The organism is Anabaenopsis sp. FSS-46 (assembly GCF_029891665.1).
In the GTDB taxonomy this organism is placed as follows: Bacteria; Cyanobacteriota; Cyanobacteriia; order Cyanobacteriales; family Nostocaceae; genus Anabaenopsis; species Anabaenopsis arnoldii.
In genome coordinates, this window is the sequence record NZ_JANQDG010000007.1 from 19,913 (window position 1) to 34,299 (window position 14,387).

Sequence of the window (14,387 nt, forward strand, 5' to 3'; positions counted from 1 at the left end):
AACATTTGGGTAAGTGCGTAAATCCTACTTTGTTTTAAATACCCCGCAGATGTTGAGGATATAACAATGGAAAAAATAGCCATCATCGGATTATCTTGTTTATTTCCCGATGCTAAGACTCCTGAAGAATTTTGGCAAAATCTTGTTTCTCAAAAAGATGCTACATCATCAGCCACCATCAGCGAAATAGGGGTAGATCCCGGCATTTTTTACCATCCAGTTAAAGGGACAGCAGATAAAACCTATTCCCTCAAAGGTGGATATATCCGGGATTTTGAATTTGACCCCTCTGGTTACAACCTACCCGCAGAATTAATCGCCAGTTTAGATGATACCTTTAAATGGTCATTGTACGCTGCTAAACAAGCCATTAGTAACAGTGGGTACTGGGGTAATCAAAAGCTACTCGCTGAGTGTGGCGTAATTCTTGGTAATCTGTCCTTCCCCACCAAACTTTCCCATCAATTATTTTCCCCTATTTATCAGCAAGCGATCGCACCTGGGCTTAAAGAACTTTTGCAAGATGAAAATATTCATTTAGCCCCCTTACCAACAGCAATCAAAGCATCTGTTTACAACGGGATGATTTCCGGCTTACCAGCATCCATAGTTGCTCAAGCCTTATCACTATCTAGAATTAATTTATGTCTAGATGCTGCTTGTTCCTCATCCTTTTATGCCATCAAACTAGCCTCTCATTATCTATCATCCCATAAAGCTGACATGATGTTAGCGGGAGCCATTAGTTGTGCAGATTCCCTATTTGTGCGGATGCTCTTTTCTGGAGTCCAAGGCTTTGCAGAAGATGGTACCAGTCGCCCCCTAGATAAGACATCCAGAGGTTTGATTCCCGGTGATGGTGTGGGTATGGTAGTACTCAAAAGATACGCCGATGCTGTCAGAGATGGTGACAATATCCTGGCCACAATTTGCGGTAATGGACTCTCCAACGATGGTAAAGGTAAACATTTACTCAGCCCCAACACTAAAGGACAAGTCCTGGCTTTTCAACGAGCTTATAGTGAGCAACAAATCAGCCCCCAAAGCATCGATTACTTAGAATGTCATGCTACAGGCACATTATTAGGTGATACAACTGAACTCAATTCCATAGATACCTTTTTTGGCCAACATCAAGCCTCCCCCCTGGTGGGTTCCGCTAAAGCCAATACGGGACATTTATTAACCGCTGCGGGTATGGTGGGCTTGACCAAGGTAATTTTGAGTATGTCTGAGGGAGTCATCCCACCTACCATTAATATTGATACACCTTTAACCTCAGACAATCATGTTATTTCCAGTGATAAAATTGTCAGAAAAGCAACGCCTTGGCCTCACAACGGTTCGACTTCGCTCACCGACCACCATCCATCAATTAAACGAGCCGCAATCAGCGCCTTTGGCTTTGGGGGGACAAACTCCCATTTAATTATTGAACAGGGTACTACACCCTCACCAGCAGACCATACAACACCGACACCACCGGCTAAAATTGCCATTGTGGGTATGGATGCCTTTTTCGGTGGATGTAACGGATTAGATGCCTTTGAACGCAGTATTTATCAAGGAACCCAGCATTTTATCCCCTTACCCCCTTCTAGATGGCAAGGTATAGAGGAGCAAACCAGCTTACTGCAAAAATATGGTTTAACAGATGGTAAAGCACCTGTAGGGGCATACATCCAAGGTTTTGATATTGACACTTTAGCTTATAAAATCCCCCCCAAGGAAGTTGAAAAACTCAATCCCCAACAACTGTTACTGTTAAAAGTTGCCGACCGCGCCGTTAAAGATGCGGGACTCAAACCAGGGGGAAATGTTGCAGTAATTGTGGCTGCAGAAACCGAACTTTCTGTACATCAATTACGGCAAAGATGGGATTTATCCTGGCAGTTGAAAGAGGGTTTATTAGAGGATAATATTTGCTTATCTGATGAACACCTCGCCCAACTAGAAGGGGTTATTAAAGACAGTCTCCACCATCCCGTTGAAACTGGGGAGTATGTCAGTCACATTGCCAATATTATGGCTAGTCGCATTTCTGCTTTGTGGAACTTTACCGGCCCCGCCTTCACCATGACCGCGGGTGAAAACTCTGCTCTTAAAGCCTTGGAAGTGGCACAAATGCTGTTGACGGCTGGGGAGGTGGAGGCTGTGGTTTTGGGTGCGATAGATTTGGCTGGTGGTGTAGAAAATGTCTTATTGCGGAGTCAATTGGCTCAGGTAAATCAAGGGATCAATACTTTAAGTTTTGATGAGAATGTTAATGGTTGGATGGTCGGTGAGGGTGCTGGTGCAGTTGTCCTCAAGCGTCATGACACTGCTCAACAAGATAACCAACGGATTTATGCTGTACTCGAGGCGGTAAGTTTTGCATCTAGCTTAAATGATGCTTGTCAACAAGCTTTTCAGACCGCAGAAATTCAACCTCAACAGGTTAATTATGTTGAGGTGAATGGTAGTGGTATTCTTCAACAAGACGAAGCGGAAATTAACGGTTTATTACAAGCTTATCCCCAAAGTGGTAATGGTTTACAATGTGCCATTGGTAGTGTAAAGGCGAATATAGGTCATACCTATACCGCATCAGGAATTGCTAGTTTAATCAAAACTGCACTCTGTCTTTATTACAGATACATTCCTGCTACTCCTCAATGGTCTAGTGTTAAGACACCAGAACAATGGGAGGGTAGTCCTTTTTATGTGGCTACAGAGTCCAGACCTTGGTTTGTCGATAAAGGAGCCACCCGCCGCATAGCCGCCATCAATAACATAAATATAGATGACACTTACGCTCATGTCATCTTGTCAGAAGACCCAAACCAACAACAGCGCGACAGTCGGTATTTACAGCAAATGCCTTTTTACCTGTTACCCTTAGCAGTGCGGGATCAAGGTAACTTAGAAGAGGTTTTAAATAGCCTGCAACAAAGTATTGAAGATAGTTCTTGTTTATCCACTACTGCGAGTCAGACTTTCACAACTTTTAAAGAAAGTTCAGAAGCTAAATATGCTCTAGCAATTACCGGACGTAATAAAAAAGAACTACTTAAACAAATTGATGCGGCTCGTAAAGGTGTAAACACAGCCTTTGAAAAAGGTACAGATTGGCAAAGTCCTAACGGTAGTTATTTTACAGCCAAACCCTTGGGTAAAACCGCTAGTGTGGCTTACGTTTATCCCGCTGCTGTTAATTCCTACATTGGTATCGGTCGGACAGTCTTCCGTTTATTCCCCAAGGTATTTGAAGACCTCAAGAGTAATAATCTCTATAACCGTGCTGCTGATGTGGAAAAATTAGTTTATCCCCGCAGCTTCCCTAAACTCTCCACCAGACAACTAGAAAGCCTAGAAAAGCAACTGTTAGATGATTCCCTGGCGATGTTTGAAAGTGAAATCGCCTTCGCCAGATACATGAGTGCGATTTTCCGGGATGATTTTCAAGTCAAACCCCAATGCGTCTTTGGCTATAGCTTGGGTGAAACCAGCATGATGGTGGCCCAAGGGGTTTGGAGTGATTTTGAGGGCGGTAGTAATACCTTGAACTCATCCCCTTTGTTTGGCGATAAATTATCTGGCCCTAAAAATGCTGTGCGTCAGTATTGGGGGTTGACGGATACGACAGAATTACAAGATGATAACTTCTGGGCTACTTATGTACTTATGGCTACACCCTCTCAAGTGGAAGAATGCCTAAAACATGAGCCGCGGGTTTATTTAACTCAAATCAACACACCGGAAGAAGTGTTAATCGCTGGTGAAAAAACAGCCTGTCAGAGGGTGATTAAATCCCTTGGTTGTAACTCCTTCGCCGCACCCTTCGATCATGTAATTCATTGCAAAGCCATGGGTTCAGAGTACGAAGAGATAGCCAAGGTTAATACTTTACCTACCCAAGACCTACCAGGCATAACTTTTTACTCAGCAGCTAAGTATCAACCCATCGCACTTGATAGCGCCGTCATAGCCGGTAGCATCGCCACCGCACTATGTCAACAACTTGACTTTCCCCAATTAGTTAACCGTGTCTACGATGATGGGGCGAAAATATTTGTGGAGGCTGGCGCTGGTGGTGTTTGTTCCCGATGGATTGGTAAAATCTTAGAAAACAAAGAACACATCACCATATCCCTGAATCGCCGAGGTATGGATGACCACAGCTCTATAGTCAAAGCCTTGGCAAAACTGCTCAGTCATCGGGTTAATTTAGATTTATCACCTCTGTACAATCTCACCACAGCAACCACTAAACAAAATAACTTAACTCTCCACAAGGTTACCCTGGGCGGTAAATCAATTACCAACACTATATTGAGTCCAGAAAACCGCCAATTATTCTCAGATATCCCGCACAATTATCGGGTTGAAAAACTGCACCAAAACATACCATTATCTACCGAATCAGATCACAGCGATCGCCAGGATCTGCCCATACCCGCAGAACAGCCCACAAAAAATATCATGGAACACGGTTTTGAGGCTCTAGAAACACTACAATCTTCTGAGTCAGTCGGTTCCTGGGAAGAACAAACTCTACAACCAATTGTGTCATCTCCAGCCCAAAACCACCTTGAGCACACAATTAGAATCATGGAACTAAACATGACTCAGTATAAAGAACTGAGTGCAAACAACAACCGCATCACAAAAAATCACTCTGCTTTCCTCCAAGCCAGACAAGATTTTAGTCAACAGATGAGCGAGATCATTAAATTGCAGTTAGCCTGTGCTGAAAATTTATTGAATGCAGATAGATAAGTAATTTGGGGAGGTGGCACACACCAGATCACTACATCCATGGGGTTACTAAAACCTCCCCATTCACACTTAATAAACCATCATTGACAAGAGGTATAACTACAGTGACCCCCGTAGATACGCTACCAAATCAATACAATAATAGTCTGCAAGCCCCTCATTGCCAATTTCAAAACCTGATCTGGAAAGGTTCTTTAGATACTTTATCTTTTGATAATTCAGCTATCAAAGATAAACTACTCACATTAAATAAACCCTGTTACTTTGTCAAAGTTGGGGGAAAAATTGGTGTTACACATGAGGGGTATTTATCCTCTGTGGAAAATACATCGTCAATCTTACGAGTGCCGATTAACACTACAGCTACAACACAACTGATCACTTTCATCCCCCCCATCACTCTGCAACAACTAGGAGACCCCAATTTCCTAGCATTTCATGGGGTAAAATATGCCTATGTCACCGGTGCAATGGCGGGGGGAATAGCTTCTGAAGAAATGGTGATTGCTCTGGGTCAAGCTAAAATCTTGAGTTCTTTTGGTGCTGGTGGTTTACCCCCAGAACGCCTAGAATCAGCTATTAAAACTATTCAAGCCGCTTTACCCTATGGTCCTTATGCTTTCAATTTAATTCACAGCCCCAATGATTTGGCTATGGAACGCCAGGCTGTGAAATTATACCTCAAATATGAGGTAAGAACTGTAGAAGCCTCGGCATTTTTAGATTTAACCCCGAATATAGTATATTACCGGGTTGCCGGGCTGAGTTTAAATGATGCCAATCAAATTGAAATTAAAAACAAGGTCATTGCTAAAGTTTCCCGTCGAGAAGTAGCTACGAAATTTCTCCAACCAGCACCCCCCAAAATCCTTCAAGAACTACTCGCACAAGGATTAATTACTGATTTACAAGCCAAACTTGCAGATCAAGTACCCATGGCTGATGATATTACCGTCGAAGCTGATTCTGGCGGACATACAGATAATCGCCCATTGGTGTGTTTATTACCTTCTATTATTGCTTTGCGGAATGAAATTCAAGAACAATTTCATTACCAGCAACCAGTTAGAATTGGCGTGGCCGGGGGAATTGCTACACCCCAATCAGCTTTAGCAGCTTTTATGATGGGTGCTGCTTATGTGATGACTGGTTCTATTAATCAATCCTGTGTCGAGTCTGGCGCTTGTGACCATACTAAAAAATTATTGGCTCAAGCTGAAATGGCGGATATGACCATGGCTCCCGCTGCTGATATGTTTGAAATGGGGGTAAAATTACAAGTCCTCAAACGGGGAACTATGTTTCCCATGCGAGCGCAAAAGTTGTATGAATTGTACCGTACCTACAACTCAATTGAAGAGATTCCCCCAGCAGAAAGAGAAAAATTAGAAAAGCAGATTTTCCGCAAAACCCTGGCTGAAGTCTGGGAAGCAACAGCTACTTATTTATCCCAGAAAAACCCGGCAAAATTAGGGAAGGCTGTTAATAATCCTAAGCTGAAAATGGCGCTAATTTTTCGCTCTTATTTAGGATTATCTTCCCGCTGGTCTACTTCCGGTGAAAAGGGTCGAGAGGTGGATTATCAGATTTGGTGTGGCCCAGCTATGGGTAGTTTTAATGACTGGGTGCGCGGTTCTTATTTAGCTGAACCCCATAATCGTCGGGTGGTTGATGTGGCTGATCACATCATGAAGGGAGCAGCTTTTTTATATCGTATTCAAAGCTTAAAAATCCAAGGAATGGAAATTCCTCAAGTCTACAGTCAGTATTGTCCAGATTCTTCTCAATTATTGGAGATTTAAAAAAATGACTCTACAACCATCTTATAGTGCGGCGGATATTCAAGCATGGTTAGTTACTCATTTGGCTGAGTTGATCGGGGTGGAAACTGATGAGATAGATATCAGGGAGAATTTAGAAAACTATGGTTTAGATTCCGCACAGGCCATGACTCTGGTCAGTCAGTTAGAAAAAATGTTGGGCTTTCAACCATCCCCAGTTCTTTTATGGCACTATCCTAATATTGAGTCTCTTTCCCAACGTTTAGCCGAGAGCGATCGCCTAGAATCTCCATTAGGTTTAGATACCTCTCCAGATCCTCAACTTAACCCTATGGTTCTCAACTTAGCGGCTGAAGTTGTCCTTGACCCCACTATTGATCCTGCTAACGCTGTGAGTGTGGATGTAGCCATACCTAAGCATATATTTTTAACTGGGGGAACTGGTTTTTTAGGCGCTTTTATTATCCGGGAACTACTCCAAGAAACTGATGCGGATATATATTGTTTAGTCCGTGCTGCTAATGGGTTGGAAGCTAAAACTAAACTGCAAAAGAATTTACAGCAGTATGCAATTTGGGATGAAAAGTTTAATTCTCGACTGATTGCTGTTGTGGGTGATTTGGCTAAACCACTTTTGGGGATTAATCCTGAACAATTCCAAATTTTAGCTAGCAATATTGATACTATTTATCATAGTGCGGCTTTGCTTAATTATGTTTATCCTTATTCGGCGCTCAAAACAGCTAATGTTTTAGGTACTCAAGAGGTTTTGCGGTTAGCTTGTCACGCTAAAGTTAAGCCTGTACATTATGTTTCTAGTGTGGCGGTGTTTGAATCCTCTGCTTATGCTGGTCATTTGGTGGAAGAACAAGATGAGTTTGACCATTGGGAAGGTATTTATTTAGGTTATTCTCAGACTAAATGGGTGGCGGAAAAGTTGGTTAAGGTCGCCCGTGACCGCGGTTTACCTGTGACTATTCACAGACCGCCATTAATTGCAGGGGATAGCAAAACAGGTATTTGTAATACCCATGATTTTATCAATTTGATGACTAAGGGCTGTTTACAAATGGGGACTTTCCCTGATGTAGACTATATGTTAGATATGTCCCCTGTTGATTATGTCAGTAAGGCTATTGTTTACCTATCAAGACAGCCAGAATCTGTTGGTAAGGCTTTCCATTTGCAACATCCCCAACCTATTTCTTTAAAAGATTTGGTAGAATGGGTTAAATCTTTTGGTTATCCCATAGAGATGATTCCCTATGAAGAGTGGCAATCAAAGTTAATTAATGATGTCTGTTCTACAGATAACCCTTTATATACCCTGCGTCCTTTTTTACTAGAACGCTGGTCTGATGAACAGTTGACTATCCCTGATTTATATCTGCAATCCAGAAGACCAATTATTAGTTGTCAAGCTACTTTGCAGGCTTTGTCAGGTGGTTCTATTACTTGTCCCCCAATTGATTCTCAATTGTTGATGACTTACACTTCTTACTTAGTTCAAACTGGCTTTTTAACTCTTGCTTAGTGGGTTGATCAGGTTTAGTCCCCTCCCCGGACTAAACTTGTATCAGTATTGCCAACAATGCAAGTTATCAATATTGCCCGCCACCACCACAGCAGCTAAGTAATATTGCTCAGGGTTTAACTCCAACAGACTCCACTGAGATTTATGTAACCGGGCCGGTTCTGTGGGAGTTAAGCTAATTTCCGCTTGTTCTAATTTACCTAGTCCTTCTCCTGTTGCTTTTAGGTAGGCTTCTTTACAAGTCCAGTAACGGAAAAATGTTTCTTGCTGTTGTTCAGGAGATAGCGATCGCATCAAAGCATATTCTCTGGGTAAAAAGAACCTTTTCGCCAAGCTCTCTACATCACAGCTGCGGCGGGTATATTCTAAGTCTACACCAATTTGACGATCATAATTCACCGCACACAGAGCTAAACCCTGAGAGTGAGACAAGTTAAACCATAGTCCACTTTTACCTAAAGTATCTGCTAAAACTGGTTTACCACGCTCTTGATAATCAAATCGCACCTGTTGCGGTTCAATCCCTAAGTACCTACCCAATATCCGCCGCAGAATACCCCGACCAGCGATAAAATGTTCTCCAGTTCGGTGAAAATGAAATCGATTAGCACGAGCAACTTCATCACCCGAGAGGGTTGCTAATAGATTTTCCCGCTGTGCTTCTGGGATATCCAGGTGAAACCGCCAAACATGAACATCATTTGGTAATAAAGTCAAGTTTTTTGGTACAGGTAGCCACAAATGATTAAAAACCGCCATGGATTACATGATTGACATTAACCTGGCATTTTGGCACACATAATTAAAAAAGGACAGATACAGTATTCATGTGGGATACATTTCATGTGCAAAGTACTAAAATTGAACCCTTTGATCAGCTATTTTATAGCTGATCGGGGGTTTTTTTATTCAAACCGCTATTGTGGGTTAATTCCTTAGCCTATGGCTAAATCGAATAGTGTAGGGGAAAAGACCTTGCATCTTTTGGCTTGACATATACGCGTTCTTGTGGTTCTAACTGTAACTCATTAAAGCGATCGCGTGTTAAATGCGCCGCTACCACCTGGCCATCATCTAAAGTTAATTCTATCTGAATTTCCCAACCCAAATGTATTAACCTAGTCACTGTAGCTGGTGCAGTATTACCATGAGGCTCTCTGGAAATCGCCACATCCTGGGGTCGTAAAAATACTTGACTATGTGCTGAATCAAAGCCGGTGCTCTGGAAAATATTTGAGGTGTTAGATAAAACATTCACAGGGCCAATAAAGCTCATGACAAAAGCCGTCGCCGGATTGTCATAAATTTCTGCTGGTGTTCCCACCTGTTCTACACGCCCTTTATTCATCACCACCACCTCGTCAGAAACTTCCATAGCCTCTTCCTGGTCATGGGTGACGAAAACAGTGGTCACATGAACTTCATCATGGAGACGGCGTAACCATGCCCGCAAATCTTTACGCACTTTAGCATCAAGTGCGCCAAATGGTTCATCTAGTAATAATACTTTAGGTTCTACAGCTAAAGCCCTGGCTAATGCTACCCTTTGTCTCTGACCACCGGACAACTGTGATGGATAGCGATCGCCTAATCCACTTAGTTGCACTAAATCTAGTAACTGATCTACCCGGTTCTTAATCTTCTTGGCCGGTGCTTTGCGAATTTCTAAACCAAAGGCAATATTCTGACGCACATTCAAATGTTTAAATAGGGCATAGTGCTGAAACACAAATCCAATATTGCGCTCTTGGACACTTTGATATGTAGCATCTTTACCAGTCAGTAAAATTTTACCGCTATCTGGTGTTTCCAACCCTGCAATTAACCGCAGCAAAGTGGATTTACCAGAACCTGATGGACCCAATAAAGCCACCAGTGAACCGCTGTTAATTTCCAGATCGACTTGATTTACCGCTTGAAAGTTCCCAAAATTTTTAGATACGTTCTCAACTACTATACCCACTGTTGCTGTACCTCTTGAATGCAATCTACGGCTTCTTGCTAGGATTACCGTGTTTTACATATACCACAGATAAGCTGACCCAGGAGCAATAAATGTGATTCTGGTGGTGTCTAATCCTGGTTTTTGTATCGAAACATTAAGGAATATTGCATTTCCTTCAAAACCTGAAGGTAGAGCGGGAAACTAGACAAAACTCCGTGATAGGATGCTCTAGTTAAACGTTTTTATCAACTATTGGGAGAAGACCTTTGACACTACGGGTTGCTGTTGTTGGGTCAGGCCCTGCTGGTTCATCTGCGGCGGAAACGCTAGCAAAAGCGGGGATTGAAACTTACCTATTTGAGCGAAAACTAGATAATGCGAAGCCCTGCGGCGGTGCAATTCCCCTGTGTATGGTGGCTGAGTTTGACCTCCCACCAGAGATTATTGATCGCCGTGTGCGGAAGATGAAAATGATTTCACCTTCCAATCGTGAGGTTAATATCAATATAGTAAAAGAAGAAGAATATATAGGAATGTGCCGCCGGGAAGTCCTAGATGGTTTCCTGCGCAATCGGGCGGCAAAACTAGGCGCAAATTTAATTAATGCCACAGTTCATAAAGTTGATATACCCACAAATAATACCGACCCTTATAAAATCCACTATGTAGACCACAGCGAAGGCGGTTTACAAGGGACTACAAAAACCCTAAAAGTAGATTTAATTATAGGGGCGGATGGGGCTAATTCTCGTATTGCCAAAGAAATGGATGCGGGAGATTATAACTATGCGATCGCCTTTCAAGAGCGGATTCGCCTCCCCCAAGAGCAAATGGAGTACTACAACGACCTAGCGGAAATGTACGTCGGTGACGACGTTTCCACCGACTTCTACGCCTGGGTATTCCCCAAATATGACCACGTAGCTGTTGGTACTGGCACAATGCAAGTCAACAAAGCCACTATCAAACAGTTACAAGCTGGTATCCGCACCCGTGCAGCCAAAAAGCTAGCGGGCGGCAAAATTATCAAAGTAGAAGCTCACCCCATCCCCGAACATCCCCGCCCCCGTCGCGTTGTCGGTCGCATTGCGTTAGTAGGCGATGCAGCTGGTTACGTTACCAAGTCCTCCGGCGAAGGTATTTACTTTGCAGCTAAGTCTGGGCGGATGTGTGCAGAAACCATTGTGGAAATGTCTAACAATGGTGCAACCATTCCCACAGAAAAAGACCTCAAGGTTTACTTGAAGCGCTGGGATAAAAAATATGGACTCACCTACAAAGTATTAGACATTCTCCAAACTGTCTTCTATCGTTCCGACGCTACCCGAGAAGCCTTTGTAGAAATGTGCGATGACCTGGATGTGCAGAAGCTGACATTTGACAGCTATCTGTATAAAACCGTGGTTCCCGCTAACCCCATTACCCAACTGAAAATTACTGCTAAAACTATTGGTAGTTTGATTCGCGGTAACGCCTTGGCTCCCTAAGCACAGCACCGGGACATTAAAGGATATATATAGAGGGGAAGAAAGTTTTTTTCTCCTCTATCTTCGCAGACTGCGGGGATCCAGAGCATCCCTCAACCCATCACCAAGTAAATTAAAAGACAGCACAGTTAGAATAATTAAAGCAGCTGGCGGCCAAATTAACCAAGGTTGCAACACCACAATAGAAGCATTACTAGCCAAAGATAGCATATTCCCCCAAGAAGGATCAGGCTGTTGGATTCCTAAACCAATCAGACTTAATACCGCTTCCGCACCAATAAAACCCGGAACCGCCAATGTGGCAGAAATAATTACATAGGTAGCAGTTTGTGGTAAAATATGGCGGATAATAATGTAAATTGGTTTACCACCCATTGCTACTGCTGCTTGTACAAATTCTCGCTCCTTAATTGATAGTACCTGTCCCCGAATTACCCGCGCTAACCCCGCCCAACTAATCACCGACATAATCACTACAATCAAGATAAAGCGCTGGGTACTGGTTAAACCAGGTGGTAAAACTGCACCCAAGGTCACTAACAGATAAATCCCTGGGAAAGTCATTAGCACTTCTGCTAACCGCATAATTACGCTATCAATCCAACCACCAAAGTAGCCAGAAATACCCCCAATGATTAGAGCTAGGGGAAAACTAATCAATACCCCAATAATCCCAATAAATAAACTAATCCGACCACCATATACTAACCGGCTGAATTGGTCGCGTCCTTGGTCGTCAGTACCTAAAATATTTAAGGCTGTGGGACTAGCTACGCCATCCTTATCACTTATAGTCCCAAATAAATGCCAGTCTAAAGGAATACCGGGTAAAATAGTCACCTCTTCCCACTTGGGAGGAAGGGGTAAAGTTAACTGTAATAGTTGGTATTCCGCACCACGGACAAATAACCTGATGGGTGTTGGTTGGGTAAAGTCTACTATGATTTGGCGATCGCCCGTTTCTAAATCAGTATCGCCCTGAACAGTAGGATATACATGGGGTCCGATAAATTTTCCCCGTTCTGACTGAGAAAACCAATAAACCCGAGTTGGTGGTAACAGGGAACCATTAGGCTGTGAAGCCAGAGGATTATAAGGAGCGACAAAATCAGCAGCAATTACCATTATGTAGAAAATTAACAGCACAATTGCCCCAAATCGCGCCAAAGGGTTTTTCCGCAGTTTTTGCCACCAATTCATAATTTCTGCCTCTTCCATAAACGGTAATTATTATGGTACAATTACTAATATCTTATTTTTCTACTCCATCTGTCTTCACTGCGGGTGTAATTCAGTGGTAGAATGTCACCTTCCCAAGGTGAACGTCGTGGGTTCGAGTCCCATCACCCGCTTTTGTAATTGTTGAGCAACCTGTATCAGTAATTCGTTAATCAGTGGCGTGTTTTTCTCTGCCATCAATTGCCATAGCTGCTGACGGGTAGTTTCACTGGCTACTAAACGACACTGAATAGTAAGGCTCATGCCTTTTAAACATATTTGTTCTATAATACCATGCTTATGTTATTGTTTTCTGTAAAATGGTGTTTTATGCAAGAAACTTTTTTCACAAGTAAAGACGCGACTCAATTGACGGGTTGTACCCTTCGCCAAATTCAGTATTGGCGAGAGAGGGGGATTGTTGTACCTGTAATTAGTGGTACGGGTACGGGTCGCAGTATTTATTATTCAAGGTCGAATTTAGTGGAGTTGGCAGCTATGGTATATTGGCTGTCTACGGGTATTAGTTTTGATGTGGCCTGTCAAGTTCTCAAACAATTGAAGGAACAAGCACCGGACTTGTTTATTTCAGGTCAGGGTAAGCGGTTTATGTTGTTGTTATCACAGGATGATTCCCTTTGTTTGGTAGAATTTGATCGGAAGAGGGCGATCGCATCCCTGGATCAAGGTAAAGCTGTGATTCCCTTGTGGTTAGATATAATTTATCAGCAGTTAGCAAATAGGTTACCTAAATAGAGTCATGTCCAGCGACAATAAGCATTACATATACGCTAATCTGTTAATTGCACAAGAGTTCTGTTTATTTTTATTTTTATCGGTATCCAGGCTACTACCTTTATGAGAAAAATTACTCTACGTCAGTTAGAACGTCACCTATTTGCTGCTGCTGACATCCTGCGTGGCAAGATGGATGCTTCTGAATATAAAGAATATATCTTTGGAATGCTCTTTTTAAAACGCTGTTCTGATGTCTTTGAGGAGCAGTATGAGCAAATTATTGAAGCGAATAAAGCAAAAGGCAGAACGGAAGCGGAAGCAAAACAACGTGCTGAATCACCTATTTATTATAATGTAGGACTTACGCAACTGGCACAGGCGATCGCTACGCAGAGCTTGCATCTGTGTGTAGCAATCGCTAAATGAAAGCACATTGGTATTATATAAGTGATGTCAATGGCACGGGGGGATGCCTAGTGCAGTTGATAGTAGAAAAGTATGAATAAAACCAGATTCAGATAGCGATTCATGAGAAAATAGGTAGAGGGTGTAAGAGATAATGTTGGTGATGAGCATGAGATTTACAAAGCTTAATTACTGCCAATACTTATTAAGCAGTCAAATAAATTACACGATTACCAATTTAGCAGAGCATTTAGAGCAGATTAGCCATGATGCAATTAATTATTATTTGAAGAGAGAAAAGCTAACACCTAGGTTACTATGGGAAAATGTGAAAGACATAATTGAGGAAGATGCCAATGGTTACATAATATTTGATGATAGCGTTTTAGACAAAAGATATTCTCAAGAAATAGAGATGGTGAGGAGACAATATAGTGGGAATGAACATGGTGTAGTCAAAGGAATTGGTGTGGTTAGTTGTGTATATGTGAATCCTCAATTTAAAAGATTTTGGGTAGTAG

At 42.4% G+C, this 14,387-nt stretch carries 9 protein-coding genes, 1 tRNA gene and 1 pseudogene; 8 read left to right on the top strand and 3 right to left on the bottom strand.

Annotated elements, in window-relative coordinates; translation table 11 throughout:
* The first annotated feature begins 66 nt into the window (after window positions 1–66).
* The 3 genes from NWP21_RS00715 (at window position 67) to NWP21_RS00725 (ending at window position 8,073) form a co-directional block, all read left to right on the top strand.
* Entirely contained in the window at window positions 67–4,758 is a 4,692-nt protein-coding gene (locus NWP21_RS00715; protein ID WP_280791236.1) for a PfaB family protein, read from the top strand.
* Window positions 4,759–4,862: 104 nt separating this feature from the next.
* Window positions 4,863–6,560 (top strand): PfaD family polyunsaturated fatty acid/polyketide biosynthesis protein, encoded by a 1,698-nt coding sequence (locus NWP21_RS00720; protein ID WP_280791237.1) that lies wholly within the window; start codon window positions 4,863–4,865, stop codon window positions 6,558–6,560.
* Window positions 6,561–6,564: 4 nt separating this feature from the next.
* Entirely contained in the window at window positions 6,565–8,073 is a 1,509-nt protein-coding gene (locus NWP21_RS00725; RefSeq protein ID WP_280791238.1) for a thioester reductase domain-containing protein, read from the top strand.
* A gap of 42 nt (window positions 8,074–8,115) precedes the next feature.
* On the opposite strand, the gene hetI is transcribed toward NWP21_RS00725, so the two are convergent.
* A complete protein-coding gene (hetI, locus tag NWP21_RS00730; RefSeq protein ID WP_280791239.1) occupies window positions 8,116–8,832 on the bottom strand; it encodes a 4'-phosphopantetheinyl transferase HetI in 717 nt (238 codons plus the stop codon).
* A 187-nt stretch (window positions 8,833–9,019) separates the two neighbouring features.
* Window positions 9,020–10,036 (bottom strand): sulfate/molybdate ABC transporter ATP-binding protein, encoded by a 1,017-nt coding sequence (locus tag NWP21_RS00735; protein ID WP_280791240.1) that lies wholly within the window; start codon window positions 10,034–10,036, stop codon window positions 9,020–9,022.
* A gap of 248 nt (window positions 10,037–10,284) precedes the next feature.
* Between NWP21_RS00735 and chlP the strand changes: the two genes are divergently transcribed.
* A complete protein-coding gene (gene chlP / locus NWP21_RS00740) occupies window positions 10,285–11,505 on the top strand; it encodes a geranylgeranyl reductase (RefSeq protein ID WP_271733668.1) in 1,221 nt (406 codons plus the stop codon).
* Between the two features lie 57 nt (window positions 11,506–11,562).
* Here the strand turns inward: chlP and NWP21_RS00745 are convergent, their stop codons facing one another.
* Window positions 11,563–12,705, bottom strand: a complete 1,143-nt coding sequence (locus NWP21_RS00745; protein ID WP_280791243.1) for an ABC transporter permease — start codon at window positions 12,703–12,705, stop codon at window positions 11,563–11,565.
* 80 nt (window positions 12,706–12,785) lie between these two features.
* On the opposite strand from NWP21_RS00745, the gene NWP21_RS00750 reads away from it, so the two are divergent.
* From NWP21_RS00750 to NWP21_RS00765, 4 genes and pseudogenes are all read left to right on the top strand, one after another.
* A tRNA-Gly gene (locus NWP21_RS00750) sits at window positions 12,786–12,857 on the top strand.
* A 196-nt stretch (window positions 12,858–13,053) separates the two neighbouring features.
* Window positions 13,054–13,479 (top strand): MerR family transcriptional regulator, encoded by a 426-nt coding sequence (locus NWP21_RS00755; RefSeq protein ID WP_280791241.1) that lies wholly within the window; start codon window positions 13,054–13,056, stop codon window positions 13,477–13,479.
* Between the two features lie 102 nt (window positions 13,480–13,581).
* Window positions 13,582–13,887 carry a type I restriction-modification system subunit M N-terminal domain-containing protein gene (locus NWP21_RS00760; protein WP_280791242.1) on the top strand — a complete coding sequence of 102 codons (306 nt, stop codon included), beginning with the start codon at window positions 13,582–13,584 and terminating at the stop codon, window positions 13,885–13,887.
* 148 nt (window positions 13,888–14,035) lie between these two features.
* A pseudogene (locus NWP21_RS00765) lies at window positions 14,036–14,387 on the top strand (transposase); the annotation flags it as partial.

Coding starts and splice junctions, on each gene's coding strand:
- NWP21_RS00715 (WP_280791236.1), top strand. CDS start 67: ATGGAAAAAATAGCCATCATCGGATTATCTTGTTTATTTCCCGATGCT.
- NWP21_RS00725 (WP_280791238.1), top strand. CDS start 6,565: ATGACTCTACAACCATCTTATAGTGCGGCGGATATTCAAGCATGGTTA.
- hetI (WP_280791239.1), bottom strand. CDS start 8,832: ATGGCGGTTTTTAATCATTTGTGGCTACCTGTACCAAAAAACTTGACT.
- NWP21_RS00745 (WP_280791243.1), bottom strand. CDS start 12,705: ATGAATTGGTGGCAAAAACTGCGGAAAAACCCTTTGGCGCGATTTGGG.
- NWP21_RS00755 (WP_280791241.1), top strand. CDS start 13,054: ATGCAAGAAACTTTTTTCACAAGTAAAGACGCGACTCAATTGACGGGT.
- NWP21_RS00760 (WP_280791242.1), top strand. CDS start 13,582: ATGAGAAAAATTACTCTACGTCAGTTAGAACGTCACCTATTTGCTGCT.